Here is an 18068-nt window from a genome sequence, read left to right on the forward strand (position 1 = left end):
CACCGAGTCGGGCCGCTCGACGGTGTGGACCGTTCGAGGAAGCCGGACGAACCAAGAGGCAACATCCGCCTGGACCTGATGCGCTCCGTCGGTACTCGTTCGGCTATCAGCCTTCGACATTGAGGGTGGCAGCGCGGGCGCGCAGATATCTCCGTTCCGCCTGGCTCGTCGTCCTGGCCGCTGCCTGCCGGTAGTGCACTACCGCTTTGGTGAGATCACCTGCCATCTCCCATAGGTGCCCGCGGACCGCGTCTAGGCGATGGCTACCAGCGAGTTCTTCGCCGAGCCCTTCCAACGCTGCGAGCCCGGCGACTGGGCCATGCACCATTGCGGCGGCGACCGCCCGGTTCAATGCCACCAGTGGGTTCGCCGACACCCGGGTGAGTAGGCCGTAGAGCGCTAGGATCTGCGGCCAGTCGGTGTCCTCGGCCGTTTTCGCCTCATCGTGGACTGCGGCGACCGCCGCAAGTAGTTGGTAGTAACCGACCTTGCCACGCGGCAACGTGGCGGAGATCAGGGCCAGGCCCTCGCCGATCATGTTCTGGTTCCACAGCGTCCGGTCCTGGCGGTCCAGCGGTACCAGCTCGCCGTGCGCGCCGGTGCGCGCCGGGTGACGGGCGTCAGTGAGCAGCATCAGCGACAGCAGCCCAGCCACCTCCTCGTGGTCGGGCAGGCTCGCGTTCAGCCTCCGGGTAAGGCGAATCGCCTCGGCGCACAGGTCGGCGCGGGTCACCTCGGGGCCGCTACTGACGGCGTACCCCTCGTTGAACATCAAGTAGAGCACATGCTCAACAGCGCGTAGCCGCTCGGGAAGCTCGGCCGGGTTGGGCAGCGCGAAAGGCAGGCCGGAGTCGCGGATGCGCCGCTTGGCGCGGGCGATGCGCTTGCCCATCGTTGGTTCGGGCACGAGAAACGCGCGTGCGATCTCGGCGGTCGTCAGACCACCGACGGCGCGCAGGGTCAGCGGGATGGCCGCGCTCGTGGGCAGGGCCGGATGGCAGCACAGCAACAGCAGCGCAAGCGAGTCGTCGGTGCCCGATACCTCAGGCGCGGTGGATGGGTCACGCAGGGCGGCGACCGCCTCCCGACGGTGGCGGGCGGCCTCGCTGCGCCAGAGGTCAGCCAGCTTGTGGGAGGCGACGGCAAGCAACCAGCCGCGCGGATTAGCCGGTACGCCGTCGGCCGGCCACTGTACGGCAGCCGCCAACAGCGCCTCCTGCACGGCGTCCTCAGCGTCGGCGAAGTCGTTGTGCCGGCGGGCGAGCACGCCGAGGACCTGCGGCGCCAACTCGCGCAGCAGGTCCTCGACACCCGGTTCGTCGGTCACAGCTCCGGGTCGGCTCCCCGCATCACCGCGCGGACCTCGATTGGCCGCCGAGTCGGCCTGCCACCTGCCCCGGGAGCTGCCGAGGTGCGGGCCGCAATCTCGATGGCGCGTTCCTCGCTGTCGACATCGATCAGCCAGTAGCCAGCCAGGAATTCCTTCAGCTCCGCAAACGGCCCGTCAGTGACCACCGGTGCGTCTCCGCCGCTGATCACCAGCTTCGCCGTATCTGGGTCAGCCAGCCCCGCCGCGCCCAGTAGTTCTCCGGACTCGACCAACTCCTGCCTGATCTGGTCCATGTGAGCCCCGCTGGCCCGCATCTCCTCGGCCGTGCAGGTCTCGATCGCTGGCTCGTTTCCCGTCGGCGCGTGGTTCATCAACAGCATGTACTTCATCCGGTGCTCCTTCATGCGCGCGCCCAGGTCGGCGCTTCCACCCTACGGTCGGAACCGAACTCTGATCTTGGACACGCGGGTGGACACCGCTAATCGGCTGGCGGTTTTTTTGAGCAGCAACCCAGCGGCGAGTGCCGTTCGCTCTGGGAGCGTGTGAGGTGCGGGTCCGGCGCGTGATCGCTGGGCTGATCTGGGGTCAGGCCGTGTGCGCCGTCCGGGCCGGAGGAGGGTGCCGACCGCGTCGTTCAGCTGCCGTTCGTGACCGCGGGCAGTCCTCTATTCCCTGCCACTCTTAACATATAGCACATAGGGGGTCTTGCGGCAAGACCCCGTTATTGCCGCAGAATCGTCGGCCGAAGCCAGTACCTGTGGAAACAGGGATTCGTGACACACGCGTGTGCCCGGGTTCGCGCCATCAATTCGGCGGAGGGCTGGCCGAAACAAGTACCGACGAAATGGGGGCAGTTCATGTTTGATGTGATCATTGTCGGGGGCGGGCCGACCGGCATGATGTTGGCTGGTGAGCTACGGCTGCACGGAGTGCAGGTGGTGGTGCTGGAGCGGGACACCGAGCCGCCGGTGATTGTCCGCTCGCTCGGGCTGCACGTGCGCAGTATCGAGGTGCTGGACCAACGCGGCCTGCTGGAGCGTTTCCTCGCAAACGGCCAGCAGTACCGGGTCGGTGGCTACTTCGCCGGCATCACCAAGCCGTGGCCCGACAACATGGACACCGCACACGGATACATCCTCGGCATCCCACAGACCAGCACCGAACGACTCCTCGCCGAGCACGCCGCCGAGGCCGGCGCGGACATCCTGCGCGGCACCGAACTCGTCGGCCTGAGCCAGGATGAGGAAGCGGTGACCGCGGAACTCGCCGACGGCACCCGGCTCCGTTCCCGCTACCTCGTCGGCTGCGACGGCGGCCGCAGCACGGTCCGCAAGCTGCTCGGCGTGGACTTCCCCGGCGAGCCCACCCGGTTCGAGACGTTGCTGGGCGTCATGGAGCTGACCGCGGCACCGGAGGAGGTCACCGCGGTGATGACCGAGGTCCGTAAGACACAGCTCCGGTTCGGCGCGGGCCCGGTCGGCGACGGGGACGGGCTGTACCGCGTCGTCGTGCCCGCCGCCGGGGTGACCGAGGACCGAACGACCCCGCCGACCTTCGAGGAATTCCAGCAGCAGCTGCGGGTGACCGCCGGCACCGACTTCGGCGTGCACTCACCGCGCTGGCTGTCCCGGTTCGGGGACGCCACCCGGCTCGCCGAGCGCTACCGGGTTGGCCGGGTGCTGCTGGCCGGCGACGCCGCGCACATCCACCCGCCGCTGGGTGGACAGGGCCTCAACCTCGGCATCCAGGATGCGTTCAACCTCGGCTGGAAGCTCGCCGCGGAGATCGGCGGCTGGGCGCCGAGCGGGCTGCTGGACAGTTACCACGCGGAGCGGCACCCGGTGGCCGCCGCCGTACTGGAGAACACCCGGGCGCAGACGGAGCTGATCACCCTCGAGCCGGGTGCCCAGGCCGTGCGCGCGGTGGTGGCGGAGCTGATGGACTTCGAGGAGGTCAACCGTTACCTGATCGAGAAGGTCACCGCGATCTCGGTGCGGTACGACTTCGGCGAGGGACACCACCTGCTCGGCCGGCGGCTGCGCGATGTGGAGCTGAAGCAGGGGCGCCTCTACGGCCTGATGCACCGTGGCCGGGGAATGGTGTTCGACCAGACCGGTCGGCTGTCGGTGGCTGGCTGGGCCGACCGGGTCGACCACGTGGTGGACGTCAGTACGGAACTGGACGTGCCCGCCCTGCTGCTGCGGCCGGACGGCCACGTGGCGTGGGTCGGTGACGATCAGGAGGAGCTGCGCACCCAGCTGCGGCGATGGTTCGGCGACCCGTCGGCGCAACTCGGTTGATCGACTGACCGGGAACGGGCGGCAACCTCCCATGCCAACCGTTCTGGATCGGGCATTGACTGCCCAGGGGCATGAGGTTGTGCTGCTCACCCGCTCCCCGGCGGCATGAGGTTGTGCTGCTCACCCGCTCCCCGGCGGGTGAGCGCCACCGGGCGGAGTCGGCGCGGGGTTGCCGGCGAAGCCATCGCCGCGGCGGCGCCACCCGGCTCGGCCGGACGTCCAATCTGAGAAACTCGATACAAAGGGCCAAGAGGACTGCCCGGTGTGGTCTGCCGCCGCCGTGAAACAGGTGTCGCGACGTCGGCTCCCACGCCTAGGGTGGTCTGATGCCATCGGTCAAGCAGGTCCAAATCACCTTCGACTGCGCGGAGCCGGGGCGGGTGGCACGGTTCTGGTGCAGGGCGCTGGGATACGTCTTCCCGCCGCCCCCGACGGGCTTCGCCACCTGGGGCGACTTCGATCGCACGTTGCCGCCGGAGCAGCAGGGCTCGGTGTCCGCCTGCGTTGATCCCTCCGGTGTGGGGCCGCGTCTGTTCTTCCAGCGCGTTCCCGAGGAAAAGGCGGGGAAGAACCGGCTGCACCTGGATGTGCGCGTCGGAACCGGGCTCGTCGGTGCCGAGCGGGTGGCCGCCCTCGAGGCCGAATGCGCCCGGCTGGTCGCGCTCGGCGCGGTGCGGGTGCGACTCTTGGCCGCCGACGGCTACAACGAGTCGTGCCTGGTGATGCAGGACGTCGAGGGCAACGAGTTCTGCCTTGACTGAGGCCGCCGCTAGCGGGACAGTGTCGTCAGCGCGGCCCGTACTCCGCTAGGCACTGGCCCGCGCGGTGGTGCCTGCCGCGCCTCGGGTTTGCGACAAGTCGATCGCGTGTTCGTGATCGAGCCAGGTGTGGCTGCGGCCGTCGTCACAGCAGGTCGTGCCTAATCGCTTGATGCCGGGTATTCCGGCGCTGCCAGAGGTCTGCCCCGTGGCGTCGACGGTCTGTTTGGTTTTCGTCGATGAACCAGGAATGCTACCGACGGGCGTCGTGGCGGCGGGTCTTCTCGGCGTTTCCGCAGGTCGCCATGTCGCACCAGCGCCGTCGCCCGGCTTTCGACGTGTCGAGGTAGAACCAGCCGCATTGCCGGCCCGCGCAGACGCGCAGGCGGCTTAGCGGTACGTCTTCCAGCAGGCGTACCGCGTGCAGGGCAAGAGCGTGTGTGAGGTAGTCGAAACCGGACGCCTCCACTGTCACAGCCGGCGTGATGTGCTCGTCGACCGGCTGTAGGCAGGCACTCCCGACCGCCCTTCGCCACTGGGTTTGCAGCGACGCGAGGGCGCCCGGAGGCGGTGTCTGTCCGAAGACAGTTGCGGTGAGTAGTTCACAGAGGGATTCCCGCAGCGTTTTGACGTGAGCCAGCGCGCATTCGGCGGCGCGTGGGTGGGCCGCGGTTTCGCTGAGTAGCTGGGCCAGGTCTGCCGCCGGGAAGGCGCCGGTGAGCTCTGCCCAGTCCAGCAGGCGTGCGTAGCCGTCGAGCCAGTCGACCGGCTCCGCGTTGCGGGTGGTCACGGTGTTCACGAGGTCGAGCACGAGATCTCCCCCCACGAGATCGCGGGGCTGGAATGTGTGTGCTCGGAGCTGTGCCTGCATGTCTGGGTCACCCTACCCGGTCACGTCAACCGGTAAAATGCGTTTTAACGGTTGACGTGACCTGGGCAGGGGCTGACACTAACCTCATGACTGCGATGATCGAGCTCATCAACGCCCCATCGAGCCTCGGACTGCGCCCACAGGCGCCCGGCCACGAGCCCGGCGCCTGGCGCGCACCCGCGGTGCTGCTGGGGGCGGGGCTAGCCGAGCGCCTGCGGACTGTCCACGTCGTCGAGCTCGGCCACCCCCGCTACGACTTCGGGGCGCAGCGCGGCACCCGCATCCGCAACGGCCGTACCCTGCGGGCGCACTCGCTGGAGGTTGCCGGGGCGGTCGCCGCGGCCATCGATGCTTCCAGGTTCCCAGTCGTCGTCGGCGGTGACTGCAGCGTCCTGCTTGGCTGCCTGCTCGGTGCCCGGCGTGGCGGCCGCTGCGGGCTCATCCACATCGACGGTCACAGCGACTTCCGCCACCCCAACAACTACGACACGACGGCCAGCCTCGGTTCCGTGGCTGGCATGGCCCTCGCCGTGGCCACCGGCCGCGGCGAGCCGATTCTCGCCCACTGGCCCCAGGTCGGTACGCCACTGGTCACTGACGGGGACGTCATCCAGCTTGGTGACCGCGAGTCGGATGTCACCGTCTCGCTCGACGACTGGACCCCAGTCATGGACTCGGCCGTCTTGGGGCTGACCGCACGGCAGGTCCTCGGCCTTGGCGTCAACCAGGTGGTGAAGCGGATTGTCGAGCGGCTGAACGTCCGTGAGTTGGACCGGGTTTGGCTGCACCTCGACCTCGACGTGCTGGATGAGAAAGTCATGCCGGCCGTCGATTCCCCCGGTAGCCCCGGCCTGGACTTCATGCAGTTGTCGGAGCTGCTTTCGAACCTCGTCCACGGTGGCCGGGTGCTCGGCCTTGATGTCACGATCTACGACCCGGAACTCGACCCCGGCACGAAGTACGCCGATTCCATCGTCGAATGCCTCGTGCGCAGCTTGGTTCAATTGGACTTGAGCCGTTCCGCGTAGCGGGTCGTGACATTGGGTGATCAGGTGGTTTGTTGGTGGTCGGTGTGGAGGATGGCCAGGGCTGCCGCGACGACGCCGCCGATCTTCCAGGGACAGAGGCGGATGTTGCGGAGTGCTTGGAAGGTGGTGCTGCCCATCCTGGTCACCCTCGGCGTGATCGTGGAGACTATCGCGGTGTCCGTCGGGTGGAGCCTGCACAGCATCCGGGGCGCCCCCAAGGTGGTGGCCGGCGATGCCCCGAAGGTTGGCGCGTCGGCGGGCACGGACTGACGGCGACGCGGATGACGAGGGCGCGCTGAAACGGCATCGAGTGATCTTAATGGGCGCCAATGCTGATGGCCGCTGGGGCGCCAGCGTTACACGGCCGGCGCGGTCTTTCGGCGGTGACCAGGGGCGGCGGGCGCGGTCCTTCGGCGGTAGGCCAGGCAACGGCGGGCTGCTGGGCGGGCGGGCGCGGGAATTCCTGCGCCCCGATCCATGAGGGCAACTCGACAGCGGGCGGCATAGAACCGCCTGGTCACGGCAGGACAACGGTCGGTTGCCCGCCCGGGTACTCCGGCCTGCCCGTTCACGGCTGAGCAGGTCGGTCAGGTACCGCACGGGTCTCCTCGCGTACCGACGGCACCGCGGTGTTTGGGGAACTCATAGTGACGCAGGACCTCGATGAAGTTGATCTCTGGTAGGGCCACCTTCATATCGAGGTCCTGCGGCATTTCGCTGCTGCAGCGACGTCCCGGCCGATCCGGACAAGCCGGACCGTCACCTACGGCACTATCGGCTGCACCTGGACGTGCGCGTCGGAACCGGGCTCGTCGGTGCCGAGCGGGTGGCCGCCCTCGAGGCCGAGTGCACCCGGCTGGTCGTGCTCGGCGCGGTACGCGTGCGACTCCGGTCAGCGTCCGGGACCCGCCCGTGACCCGCCTGGGATCGCCCTGGGTTTAGGACTGGTAGCCAAGCCCGTGCACGGTCCATCCCGCGGCTCGCCAGCGTCCACCGGAGATCACGCCGCGGGTGTCCAGCAATACTCGTTGCGCCACCCGCTCGGCGATCACGTGGGGGTCGAGCGCGCCGAACTCCGGCCAGCCGGTTCCCACCAGGATCAGTTCGGCGTCGACGGCCGCCTCGGCCGCCGTCGCGGCGTAGCTCAGCTGCGGCGCGGTCTGCCGGGCCATCGCCAGCCCCTGCGGGTCGTACGCGGTGACCTGCGCCCCCGCCGCGTGTAGCCGGACGGCGACGTCGAGCGCGGGGGAGTCGCGCACGTCGTCGATGCCGGGTTTGAAAGCTGTACCCCACAGGGCGATCCGTCGGCCCCGTACCTCGCCGTTGAGCGCGGCGGTGGCCAGCGTGACAGCGCGGGTACGCATGTGCAGGTTCACGCTGTCCACGCTGCGCAGAAATTCGGCGGCGGCGGTCACGCCGCCTCGTTCGGCCTGCGCCGTGAAGGCGTGCAGATCCTTGGGTAGGCAGCCGCCGCCGAAGCCGAGGCCGGGCTGTAGGTACTGGTGTCCGATGCGGGCGTCGTGGCCGATCGCGTCGGCCAACTCGGCGACGTTCGCTCCCACCACCGCGCACATCTCGGCGACGGCGTTGACGAACGAGATCCGGGTGGCCAGGTAGGCGTTCGCGGTCGCCTTGACCATCTCGGCGGTGATCCGGTCGGTGACCACGAGTGGGCAGCCGTGGCCGCTGGTGATCGGCGCGTACAGCAGCCGTAGGGTCTCCTCGGCCTCGGCCGAGGCGACGCCGAGGACGATGCGGTCTGGAGTCAGGGTGTCGGCCACCGCGGTGCCTTCGCGGAGGAACTCGGGGTTCCACGCCACCTGAACGTCGTCACCGGCGGGGGAGAGCTTTCGGGCCTGGGCCTCGACCACTTCGGCGGTGCCGGGCGTGACGGTGGACTTGCCGACGATCAGGCAGGGGCGCTGGAGGTGCGGGGCCAGGCGTTCGATCGCCGCGCTGATCTGGGTCAGGTCGTAGGTGCCGTCCAGGCCGGAGGGGGTACCGACCGCGAGGAAGTGCACATCGCCGAAGGCGGCCGCCGCCGCGAAGTCGGTGGTGAAGCGAAGTCTTCCGGTGTCGAGGTTGCGGGCCAGCAGCACATCGAGCTCCGGTTCATGAAACCAGCCTCGCCCGGCGTTCAACGTCTCGACCTTCTCCGGGTCGATGTCGACCCCGATGACCTCATGCCCGATGTCGGCCATCCCGGCGGCGTGAGTTGCGCCCAGGTGCCCCGACCCGATGACCGTGACCTTCACCAGCCGACCTCCTTCCCGGTGCGAGTCGTTGTTGACGACAGCGGACTGTAACCCGCGGATCGGAGAGTTTCCTGCTGGAAGGGTGCCCACTGCGGGTGTTTCTTCGGGTCGTGGGGATGCGCCCCTGGATCCAGACTGTCTTGTCCCCACCCAGCCGGAGTGGGTCAGTATCCTGACCGCATGCCGGTACCCGCAGCGCTGCGTGACTTGGTGCGGGCGGTCGCCACCGGGCACGACCCGAAACCGGGGGACGCTGCCGCGTCGGGTCGGACTCGTCGGTGGGCGCGGCTGCGCCCGCAGCTGCGGGTGTTGGCCCCGCTGGTCGCGTTCCTGCTGTGGCTCCTCGCGATGGCAGGCCTCGCGCCATACCAGGTTGGCAGACTCGAGACGATCCTCCTCGCCGCCCTGACCGCGGCGCCGGTGGCCCTGATGCCCCGCCGGGTGCTGCTGGCGTGGCGGGTGGCAGCGGTAGCCACCCTGGTCAGTGGCGTCAACGGACTGCACGAGGCCGGTGCCCCCTGGCCCGGCAACCCGGTGCTGATCCTGGTCTACCTCGTCGTGCTCGTCGTGGTCGGCTACCGCCATCCGCTGGGGGTGCTGTTCTGGGTCTGGGCGTTCAGCATCGCGATGTCTTTGCTGTTTCTCGAACCGGGCGTCGGCTACGGCAGCATGTTGCTGGTCAGCGGCGTCCTGGGGGTGGGCCACCTGCTGGGCCGATGGGTGCAGGTGCGCACCGGCCTGGTCGCCGAGCAGGAGCGGGGTGCGATGCTGACCGAGCGCGCACGCATCGCCCGCGAGCTGCATGACGTCGTCGCCCACCACATGTCCCTCATCGCGGTGCGGTCGGAGACCGCTGCCTACCGCCTGAACGAGCTTTCGCCAGCGGCGCGTGCGGAGTTCACCGAGATCGCGGAGTCATCCCGGGAGGCGCTCACCGAGATGCGGCGGCTGCTGAGCGTACTGCGTGCCCCACAGGAGCAGTCGTTAACCGCGCCTCAGCCCAGCCTCGCGGAGCTGGACGCGCTCGTGGCGGGCGCGCGGGCAGCCGGAACCCCGGTCACGGTGTCGGTGCAGGGCGTGGTCACCAGTGTGCCGGATTCGGTGGGGCTCTCCGCCTACCGGATCGTGCAGGAGGCGCTCTCCAACGTGGCACGACATGCTCCGGGCGCGCCCACTGACCTCATCCTGCACCGAAACCGGCACGAGTTGACCATCCGGGTGCGCAACGCGGTCAAGGTGGACCCCAACGGCCGCCCGGTGCCCCCTCCGGCGGCCGCGGCGGCCGGTGCGAGCAGCAGTCACGGCCTGCTCGGGATGCGCGAGCGGGTGGCCATGCTGCACGGCAGCCTGCGCGCCGACCAGACCGACGACGGTGGATTCGAGGTGCGGGCGACGTTGCCCCTGGAGAGCCAGTCATGATCAAGGTGTTGCTCGTTGACGACCAGGCAATGGTCCGGGAGGGGTTCGGGGCGTTGCTCACCGCCCAGGAGGACATGGTGGTGGTGGCGGACGCCGCCGATGGTGAGCAGGCGGTCGCCGCAGCGCGTCGGTACGACCCAGACGTGATCCTGATGGACATCCGGATGCCGACAATGGACGGGCTGACCGCAACCCGTCAGATCCTGGAGGTGCCACCCGGTGGGCGTCCGCCGCGGGTGCTCATCCTGACCACCTTCGACCTGGACGACTACGTGTTCGAGGCGCTGCGGGCCGGCGCGAGCGGGTTCCTGCTGAAGGACGCGCCCGCCGCCGACCTCATGCACGCGGTACGCGTGATCGCCGCGGGCGAGGCGCTGCTCGCTCCCTCGGTGACCCGGCGGCTCATCGCGGACTACGCGAGCCGCGCTCGGCCGCGGCGAGTCGAACCGGATTCGTTCAACACCCTCACCCGGCGCGAGGCAGAGGTGCTGCGGCTGGTCGCGCGTGGACTGTCGAACCAGGAGATCGCGGCAGAGCTGGTGCTCGCCGAGCAGACCGTCAAGACTCACGTCAGCCGCGTGCTGATGAAGCTGAACCTGCGGGACCGGGCGCAGGCGGTGGTCTACGCCTACGAGAGCGGCATGATCAACCCGGGCGAGTAGTACCGGCGTACCGGTCCGGGTTGGCGCGCCGCGTGCGGCGGGCGGGTAGCGGTGGTGGCCTGGCTCGGCTACGAGCCGCCCGGCGGCATCGACCTCGCCGCGATCCGGTCGGAGCGCGCGATGGCCGGAGCCACGGCCCTGACCGAGTACGTCGGGCAGCTCGCCACAGCCCGGCCGGACACGGCGATTACGGTGATCGGGCACAGCTACGGTTCCCTGCTCCTCGCCTACGCCGCCGCCCGGCTGCCCGTTCAGGTCACCGACCTCGTGGTGCTGGGAAGCCCCGGCCTCGATGTCGATTCGGCCGAACAGCTGGATACTGCGGCGCGGCTCTGGGCGGGCAGCGCCGAGGACGACTGGATTCGGCGAATCCCCGACGTGCGAGTCCTTGGCCTCGGTCACGGGGTGGATCCGAGCCGGCCCTCATTCGGCGCGCGGACCCTGGACGTCACGGGCGCCGAAGGTCACGACGGGTACTTCCTGCCCGGCACCATCTCATTGGAAAGTCTCGCTGCCGTGGCGTTGGGGACAGCATGACCACGAGATCGCCTACCGCCCGCCTTGCGGCGGCCACCCCGGCCGGCCGGGACCGATCCATCGACGTGCTGCGTGCCCTGGCCATCGCCGGCGTGGTGCTCGGCCACTGGCTGGTGACCGCCTTCGTGGTCACCGGATCTGGGCTGCGGGTGGCCAGCCCGCTGACGTACCTGCCCGGCCTCACCCCAGTCTCCTGGCTGTTGCAGACCCTCGCGGTCTTCTTCTTCATCGGAGGGTTCGCCGCGGCGTGTGGACTGCCGAGGGCGGGAAGCTACCAGGGGTGGTTGCTGGCGCGGATGGACCGGCTCTTCCGTCCGATGCTGGCTTTGTCGCCTTCTGGGCGGTGGTAGCGCTGGTCTGGATGCCAGCCGCCGGCGCAGAGTCAGCGCGAACCGTCCGGGTCATCGTGCTGAGCCCCCTGTGGTTTGTCATGGTGTACACCGGGCTCATCGCCGTGACCCCGCTCGTGTGGAACCGGCCCGGTCGGGTCATCGTGCCGCTCGTGGCGGCGGTCGCCGTGGTCGACGTGGCGCGGCTCGGGCTCGGCGGCCCGTCGTGGCTCGGTTGGGTGAACGTGGCGAGCGCCTGGCTCGTACCCTTCTGTCTCGGGATTGCCTGCGCCCGCGGGGCCCGGCTGCCGGCGGTCGGGCTGCTCCTCGGCGGGATCGTGGCCTCCGCCGCGCTGGTGCACTGGTTCGACTACCCGGCCAGCCTGGTCGGTGTGCCAGGCCAGGGCCGGTCCAACCTCAACCCGCCCACCCTCGTCGCGGTGAGCTTCGGGCTGGCCCAGGTGGGGCTCGCCCTGCTGCTGCGTGGCCCGCTGACCCGGCTCGCCCGCCGGCCGCTGGTCTGGGCCGTCGTGGCCGGGACGAATCTGTCGGCCATGCGGATCTTCTTGTGGCACCAGACCGCATTGGTGGCGGTGACACTCTTCGCCCTGGGCTCCGCCCCGCTGCCCGGACTGCACACCGCGCCCGACTCGTGGTGGTGGGTCCTCGCCCGCCTCCGCTGGCTGCCCGTATTCATAGTTGTCCTGCTGGGCGGGCTGTGGCTGGGTGTCCGGATTGGCGCGGGGCGGCGTCCCCGAAAGGGTCGCTGGTCCCACTCCAGGTTTCGGCGCGGTGGTCTATTCCGTTTCTGTATCGCTCCGGACGGCGATCGTGAGGACGTGGCCGCTGGCGCCGAGCAAACTCGGTTCGTCCTCCACCGAGCGCATCATCTCCAGCAGGAGGTCGGTCAGGTCGGGGCTGGTCAGGATCTCGGCCAGTCGCGCCCCGGTGAATCCCAGCGGGCCCTCGACCGAAACCCGTCGCCGTACGACGAGGCCCGCCTCCGTCGCCTCACCGGCCAACTCGTCCGGATGGTGGAAGTAGGCGCTGGTAAACTATCGCTGCGCGTCGTCGATGTTGCGGTGCACTCCATCGGACAACGTGCGCTCCACCATGGGCCGGAACCGTGCGTCGGTGAAGTAGCCCTTCACGAAACCGTCGAACAGCGACGCGAACCGGCTGATCGTGGCGCCCACGACCACGCCACCAGCACGTACGACACGAGCCGCCTCCCGCCAGACAGCAACGCGATCCGTCCGCTCCGGCAGGTGATACAGCGGCCCGAGCAGCAAGACCGCGTCCACGCTGCGATCGGCGGCGGGCAAGGCCCGGGCATCCCCGAGGACAGCGGCCACACCAGGGCGAGCTGCCGCCTCAGCCACATGCTCGGGCACCGGGTCGACTACCCGGACGTGGTAGCCGGCCTGCGCCAGCGGGCCGGCGTAGACTCCGGTCGCACCGCCCACGTCCAGCAAGGCCGCTGGCGCACCCGGGAGCACCCGGGACAGGACATCCCACGTGCGCAGGAACTCCAACCGACTCGGGCCGGCAGCGAGCCGATCCCGCTCGCCGCCCCGCTGGTAGTACTCCATGATTTCGGGCTTCAGCACACAGCAGATCGTGTTACGGCGGACCATCGGCGGGCAACCAAATACCCGCGGCCGGTGCCTGTGTTCACACCAGATGCCGACCATCGAGTGTCACCCGAATGGGTGAAATGCAGATAGGTACTGCGCACCTCACCAGTGAAGGGTAAAGGACCTCGTCCTACCGGAGCTTCGTCCTCACCTCGCCGCACGAAGCACCACTGTGGTTGGACCGCGATCGGACACTCATCCCATACTCATGATCTTGAAATGGTTATGTATCTACACGCCGACGAACAGCGCGGCTCGGCGAATACCGTGAATTATCCGGACCAGCCGGGGCTGGTGTGTGACAGTGCGAGACGTGCCTACGGTGCACCTCGGGAATAAGACCACTTAACCACGTGAGGAAAACTTTGTTTCTTCGCCTGCATCACTTTCGCCACGCGGCCGGGAGTGCCTCACCTCACGGAGCCGCGGCGCAGGCCAAGCTGACATTGGTTGCGGCATCCTTCTGCATCTTCCTGGTTCAGCTCGACTTCTTCGCGCTCAACCTCGCGCTGCCGAAGATGGCTGCGGAGCTGCGCACGTCGCCAACCAACCTGCAGTGGGTGATCAGCGCCTACCTGCTCGCCCAGGCGGCGTTCCTGATTCCTGGCGGACGCCTCGGCGACATCCTTGGCCGCAAACGCATTCTCATGGCCGGCCTCATGATCTTCGGCCTGAGTTCCCTGGGTGCCGCCCTAGCCCCCAATGCGGGGACCGTCATCGCCTTCCGGACGGTCCAGGGAATCGGCTCGGCCATCATCTTCCCGCTTGCCATCGCCATCGTCACGAATGCTTTTCCCGCGCACCGGGTGAAACGGGCGATCGGCTACGCCTACGGCATCGGCGCCGTGTCGATGGCGCTCGGCCCTCCCTTCGGCGGTGGGATAACAGAGCTGGTCGTCTGGCAGGTCGTGCTGCTCGTGAACGTACCGTTGAGCATCATCGCCATCGCGATGGTCGCCGGTGGCGTGCGTGAATCGCGCGACCCTACCGTGCCGCGGTCGATCGACCTGCCGGGCCTGGCCCTGGTGGCGGCTGGGATCGCCCTGGTAACGCTCGCGGTGGACCTGACGAGCACGTGGCAGCAGCCCCTCGCCACGGCCGGGATCGCCGTGGTCGGGCTGCTGACTCTGGCGGCGTTCGTGCAGCGTGAGCGGTTGGCGAAGTATCCTCTGGTCAAACTCGACCTGTTTCGCAACCGTCCCTACGTCATCGTGACCCTGATGGGGACGGTCGCCAACGCCGCTCTCGTCATCGGAGTGTTCAGTAGCACGGTCTATCTACAACAAGGGGAGGGTCGCTCACCCTTCACCGCGGGTCTGATTCTTCTCGCCGCCTCGGTGGCCACCGGAATCGCCGGTCCGATCGCAGGACGCCTCGGCGAGCACCTGAATATTCCGGTAGTAATGGGCATCAGTGCGGTGACCGGTGGGATTGGCCTGTTCGTGGTCTCTCTCGGCGGTGGCTTCGGTTCCTACCTGCCCGGCCTCGCGTTGTTCGGATTCAGCTACGGCGTGGGGTACGCGATGTACAACATCGGCACGCAGTCGGTCGTCGCCCGGGAACTGGTGGGCGAAGCATCCGGTGTCACCCTCGCGACCGCTATCGGGGGCTCCGGACTCGCGGTAGCGGCCGCGGCGACGCTGATCGACATCCAGTCGAGAAGTATGGGGCTTACGGAGGCCATCGAAGACATTCTGCGGTGGACTGCGGCAGGAAGCATCGTGGTCTCCGGGCTTCTCCTCCTGGTGGCTCGCCGCCGACCGTGACCGGCACCAGACGGCCGGAGGACCGCGTGCCATCCCCTCCCCACTCGTAGATCGCCTTCCGGATCAGCTCGCGGGATTTGGAGCGCTGGCCGCCGGGGTGACCAGCTGCCCGAAGACCGGGCTAGACCCGGCTGGCCAGGGCTGATCCCTCCGCCAAAAGGTCATCCAACTCCTCGTCCGAAATGGCGCCAGCGCCGAGCGTGTGCAGGATGGTCAGACCCTGGACCCGCCCGGCCACCTTCGGGTCGATGTCCGAGTCAACGCTTGGATCGAGAGCAGCGTGGATCAGCTTCTCCGCGCTGGTCGCATCGGTCTCGGGACCACCTGTGGTCGTGCTTCGCATCTCGCTGACGAACCGGATCACCTCGTCCTGGCTGGCGCCGTGCGGGAAGCGGCGATTCACCGCGAAGTAGAAGACCGCGCCGAGTAGCGTGCCGAAGCCTTCCCAACCCTGGTCATCGAGGCGGGCTTCGATGCGGTCGTTCTCGGCATGCTCGCCTTTCACCATCGTGCGAATGTAGGCGACCATGTCAGGACTAATCGTCACGACGCTTCCTCTCCCGATGCTGCTTGGTCATGTTCCACAGCCCCTTGAGACCGACGGCCACAGCTCCGGCCGCCATGACTACCGAGGCGACTGGGTGCTCCAGATGTGGTCGATCTGCCGGTGTAGCGGGCTTTGGCTGGGTGGTGGACGTTGAGGTGCCGCCGGGGCCGCCCTTCGTCTGCTGGACGAATTCACGGAACCCCGCTGTCGCTGCCTTCTCGGCGTTCTGAAGATTACCTTCTGTCTGATCCGCCTTTTTGACGTGGCGTCGAAGGAATGCCTCCGCCCGGCTGCCGCGATTCTCTGCCTCAGCGGCCAGACGCTCGCCCGAGGGCGATGCCTCACCGGGGCGGTTGGGGACAGCGCCGGGAGCGATGGCGTTCGCGTAGGCGGCGAGGTGTCCGGCCGCGTTGCTGGTCAGGCGACCGAGCCGGCCCGCCTTGTCCGCAGCGGTACGGCTCTGCGTCACTGCCTCTCGACAATCTCGCTGATCGGTGCCTTGACTGATCTCGGCAAAACGGCGATGACCCTGACTGATCTCCTCCTGCGCGTGTGTGGCCGTGACGGCGAGCGTGTCGAGCCGTTGGATCGCCGCGGTGAGCTGGGCCACGATCTCCGCCACGAGGCCGCTCATCCGAGCGCTTTCAAAAACGCTGTTGCCCCGTCTTTGGCGGCCGCGACTGTCCGCAGTGTCAGCTCCACTTCGCGGGTCGCATCGGCGAGGGCCCTGCGGGCCTCTTTCGCCTCCGGATGTTGGCTGTCGTGGAGGGTGGCCAGCGCGAGGCTGCTCACCTCGGCCAGGTCGGCACCGATGCCCTCGATCGTTGTCTTGGCCTGGTTGAGTGACTGGTTGCCGTTTCGAAGCTCCGCCTTGACGTCACCGATGCTAACGGTCAGCCCAGGACGCTGATGTACTGGCGTGCAGCGTGGGAGCTGCCCTGAAGGTTCGTGGCCGCCTCGACCAGCCGTTGCTTGCTCTGCTCAGCCCGGCTGATCGCCTCGGCGAGAGCGGGGTGACCGGTGCCAGCGGCCACCAGCCGCAGCCGGACGAGCACCTGCTCGGTGCCCTCGATGGCCGCCCGAATTTGGTTCTTGGTGGCGTTGCTCTGCTCGGCTGCCTGGGCGAGCGCGGTCTTGACTTGCTCAATGTTGGCCATGCCGTCCTTCACTGCCGGCCCGGCACCCGGCTGCGCCGCTGCCACTGCCGGCTCGGCGCACCCGGCCCCGACCCGCAGTGTTCGCGCTGCTCCGGGGCCGGCTTCGCCCCGTCGGGTCTGGCCTGCTTCACCTGCCGCGACGGCGGTCGGATCCCGGCGGCGCTGACGGTGACCGTGACCGACCTGCGCCGGGCGCGCCACGAGGCGTGGCGTCCCGTCGCGGGGGAATCGGCCCCGGTGGTCGGCTACCAGCCCAACGGCACACCTGTGCACCAGCTAGGCCCGCACTGGCGGCTGGCCCACCACGCCGCCGGCTTCGGGGTACGCCCGGCCGACCTCAGCCGCCTCGACGAGGACCTGCCGGTCGACCAGGACCTGCTCAACGGCACGGTGACGGGCTACGACCCCGTCGTCGAGCCGGCCCGCCAGCACATCGAGCGGGTCGGTGCCGGGCTACCCGGAGCCCGACTGTTCGTGCTGGCCGCCGCGCCCGACGCACCGCCGCTGACCGACCTGCTGCGGCTCGCCCACGCGCTCGACCTTGCCGCCGTGCTGACCTACTGTGACCACCGCCTCGACTCGGGCGACCCGACCAAGGTCCAGGGGGAACGGTGGGACCTCCGCCTCGCCATCCGGGGCGCGCCGATCGGGGCGGAATCCCCGTTCTGCGCCAGCGTCGACCTCGCCGTGGCCCGGTGCGTCGAGTACCTCGACAGCCACCTGCTCGCCGCCGTTCCCCGGGAGCCGGAGCGGCCGGTGCCCGCGCCGCAGGCGGCGCCGTCGCCCCCGGTCACGGACCCGACCGCACTGCTGCGGCGGGTCGGTCGGCACTACGCCGGGCAGCCGGTGCTGGTGTCGTTCGACCGGGCGGGCTGCCGGCTCTGGCTGGCCGAGGGGGACCACGTCCAACCGCTTGCCCGAGCCACCACCCTCGACGATGCGGTATCCGCCCTACGGCTCACCGGTCGGGAGTAGGGAAAGAGCCGACGAGGAGTTCACTGGTTGTCGAGCTGCATCCACAGGTCCGGTTGTACGAGCGGAGCGAAGCCGAGCTTGGCGTACACGCCGTGCGCGTCTCTGGTGGCCAGCAGGATGCGGCGTACGCCGAACTCCGCGACATGGTCGCGGACCGCACCGGTGAGCCAGGTGCCCAGCCCACGTCCGCGCTCGGCGGGATCGATGTAGACATCGCAGAGCCAGGCGAAGGTGGCTCGGTCGGTCACCACCCGGGCCACCGCTACCTGGCGCCCGTCATCCGGCCGGTAGACGCCGAAGCCGATCGATCCCGCGAAGGCACGCTCCACGGTCACCCGGTCCCGCCCGTGAGCCCAGTACGCGTCGGTGGCGAGCCACTGGTAGACCCGGTCAAGGTCGAGCCGCTCGGGTGCGGTGCTGAGCAGGTAGCCATCGTCTCGAGTCAGGGTGAGCATCGGCCCGATGCTAGTCGCCGCTTTCTGCCGCTCCAGCAGCCA

At 68.9% G+C, this 18068-nt stretch carries 16 protein-coding genes and 5 pseudogenes; 11 read left to right on the forward strand and 10 right to left on the reverse strand.

The genetic code is table 11. The annotated features are described in order from the left end of the window. Window positions 1–106 precede the first annotated feature (106 nt). Together K228_RS0112985 and K228_RS0112990 are read right to left on the reverse strand one after the other, a co-directional pair. Window positions 107–1327: an RNA polymerase sigma factor gene (locus K228_RS0112985; RefSeq protein ID WP_025618836.1), complete on the reverse strand. Its 1221-nt coding sequence runs from the start codon at window positions 1325–1327 to the stop codon at window positions 107–109. Beyond that, a complete protein-coding gene (locus K228_RS0112990; RefSeq protein WP_025618837.1) occupies window positions 1324–1719 on the reverse strand; it encodes a YciI family protein in 396 nt (131 codons plus the stop codon). The genes K228_RS0112985 and K228_RS0112990 overlap by 4 nt, the downstream gene beginning before the upstream one ends. Before the next feature lie 468 nt (window positions 1720–2187). On the opposite strand from K228_RS0112990, the gene rox reads away from it, so the two are divergent. Beyond that, on the forward strand, window positions 2188–3630 hold the full coding sequence (rox, locus tag K228_RS0112995) for a rifampin monooxygenase (RefSeq protein ID WP_025618838.1): 1443 nt from the start codon (window positions 2188–2190) through the stop codon (window positions 3628–3630). A 326-nt stretch (window positions 3631–3956) separates the two neighbouring features. After that, window positions 3957–4391, forward strand: a complete 435-nt coding sequence (locus K228_RS0113000) for a VOC family protein (RefSeq protein ID WP_018253507.1) — start codon at window positions 3957–3959, stop codon at window positions 4389–4391. Between the two features lie 250 nt (window positions 4392–4641). Here K228_RS0113000 and K228_RS0113005 read toward each other — a convergent pair whose 3' ends face one another. Next, window positions 4642–5259, reverse strand: a complete 618-nt coding sequence (locus K228_RS0113005) for a CGNR zinc finger domain-containing protein (RefSeq protein WP_025618839.1) — start codon at window positions 5257–5259, stop codon at window positions 4642–4644. Between the two features lie 86 nt (window positions 5260–5345). Between K228_RS0113005 and K228_RS0113010 the strand changes: the two genes are divergently transcribed. From K228_RS0113010 to K228_RS28295, 3 genes and pseudogenes are all read left to right on the forward strand, one after another. Continuing rightward, the gene (locus tag K228_RS0113010; RefSeq protein WP_025618840.1) at window positions 5346–6287 is read left to right on the forward strand and encodes an arginase family protein; all 942 of its coding nucleotides are present in this window, start codon (window positions 5346–5348) and stop codon (window positions 6285–6287) included. Between the two features lie 126 nt (window positions 6288–6413). Further along, on the forward strand, window positions 6414–6557 hold the full coding sequence (locus tag K228_RS25585; RefSeq protein ID WP_155251576.1) for a hypothetical protein: 144 nt from the start codon (window positions 6414–6416) through the stop codon (window positions 6555–6557). A 502-nt stretch (window positions 6558–7059) separates the two neighbouring features. Beyond that, window positions 7060–7203: pseudogene (locus K228_RS28295) on the forward strand (VOC family protein); the annotation flags it as partial. Window positions 7204–7225: 22 nt separating this feature from the next. Here K228_RS28295 and K228_RS0113030 read toward each other — a convergent pair. After that, complete coding sequence (locus K228_RS0113030; RefSeq protein ID WP_025618841.1) at window positions 7226–8542, reverse strand: UDP-glucose dehydrogenase family protein; 1317 nt, start codon at window positions 8540–8542, stop codon at window positions 7226–7228. Between the two features lie 180 nt (window positions 8543–8722). Between K228_RS0113030 and K228_RS0113035 the strand changes: the two genes are divergently transcribed. From K228_RS0113035 to K228_RS30385, 4 genes and pseudogenes are all read left to right on the forward strand, one after another. Continuing rightward, a complete protein-coding gene (locus K228_RS0113035) occupies window positions 8723–9961 on the forward strand; it encodes a sensor histidine kinase (protein WP_025618842.1) in 1239 nt (412 codons plus the stop codon). Further along, window positions 9958–10623, forward strand: a complete 666-nt coding sequence (locus K228_RS0113040) for a response regulator (protein WP_025618843.1) — start codon at window positions 9958–9960, stop codon at window positions 10621–10623. The genes K228_RS0113035 and K228_RS0113040 overlap by 4 nt, the downstream gene beginning before the upstream one ends. A 39-nt stretch (window positions 10624–10662) precedes the next feature. Beyond that, window positions 10663–11160, forward strand: a pseudogene (locus K228_RS0113045) (alpha/beta fold hydrolase); the annotation flags it as partial. After that, a pseudogene (locus K228_RS30385) lies at window positions 11157–12324 on the forward strand (acyltransferase family protein). The pseudogenes K228_RS0113045 and K228_RS30385, both read left to right, overlap by 4 nt. Here K228_RS30385 and K228_RS26435 read toward each other — a convergent pair. Further along, window positions 12287–13099, reverse strand: a pseudogene (locus K228_RS26435) (class I SAM-dependent methyltransferase). The pseudogenes K228_RS30385 and K228_RS26435 overlap by 38 nt on opposite strands. A gap of 392 nt (window positions 13100–13491) precedes the next feature. Here K228_RS26435 and K228_RS0113055 point away from each other — a divergent pair. Then, entirely contained in the window at window positions 13492–14892 is a 1401-nt protein-coding gene (locus K228_RS0113055; protein WP_025618847.1) for an MFS transporter, read from the forward strand. Between the two features lie 121 nt (window positions 14893–15013). On the opposite strand, the gene K228_RS0113060 is transcribed toward K228_RS0113055, so the two are convergent. From K228_RS0113060 to K228_RS0113075, 4 genes are read right to left on the reverse strand one after another with little or no spacing between them, the layout of a single operon-like run. Next, window positions 15014–15421 (reverse strand): hypothetical protein, encoded by a 408-nt coding sequence (locus K228_RS0113060; RefSeq protein WP_025618848.1) that lies wholly within the window; start codon window positions 15419–15421, stop codon window positions 15014–15016. 7 nt (window positions 15422–15428) lie between these two features. Beyond that, a complete protein-coding gene (locus K228_RS0113065; RefSeq protein WP_025618849.1) occupies window positions 15429–16073 on the reverse strand; it encodes a hypothetical protein in 645 nt (214 codons plus the stop codon). Further along, on the reverse strand, window positions 16070–16336 hold the full coding sequence (locus K228_RS27080; protein WP_029723551.1) for a hypothetical protein: 267 nt from the start codon (window positions 16334–16336) through the stop codon (window positions 16070–16072). Before K228_RS27080 ends, K228_RS0113065 begins: the two co-directional genes overlap by 4 nt. Further along, window positions 16333–16596 carry a hypothetical protein gene (locus K228_RS0113075; RefSeq protein ID WP_029723553.1) on the reverse strand — a complete coding sequence of 88 codons (264 nt, stop codon included), beginning with the start codon at window positions 16594–16596 and terminating at the stop codon, window positions 16333–16335. Before K228_RS0113075 ends, K228_RS27080 begins: the two co-directional genes overlap by 4 nt. A 12-nt stretch (window positions 16597–16608) precedes the next feature. On the opposite strand from K228_RS0113075, the pseudogene K228_RS0113080 reads away from it, so the two are divergent. Further along, window positions 16609–17571: pseudogene (locus K228_RS0113080) on the forward strand (hypothetical protein); the annotation flags it as partial. Window positions 17572–17591: 20 nt separating this feature from the next. On the opposite strand, the gene K228_RS0113085 reads toward K228_RS0113080, so the two are convergent. Next, window positions 17592–18026 carry a GNAT family N-acetyltransferase gene (locus K228_RS0113085; RefSeq protein WP_025618850.1) on the reverse strand — a complete coding sequence of 145 codons (435 nt, stop codon included), beginning with the start codon at window positions 18024–18026 and terminating at the stop codon, window positions 17592–17594. Between the last annotated feature and the right edge of the window lie 42 nt (window positions 18027–18068).

It is taken from the genome of Salinispora cortesiana (assembly GCF_000484695.1).
Classification (GTDB): domain Bacteria; phylum Actinomycetota; class Actinomycetes; order Mycobacteriales; family Micromonosporaceae; genus Micromonospora; species Micromonospora cortesiana.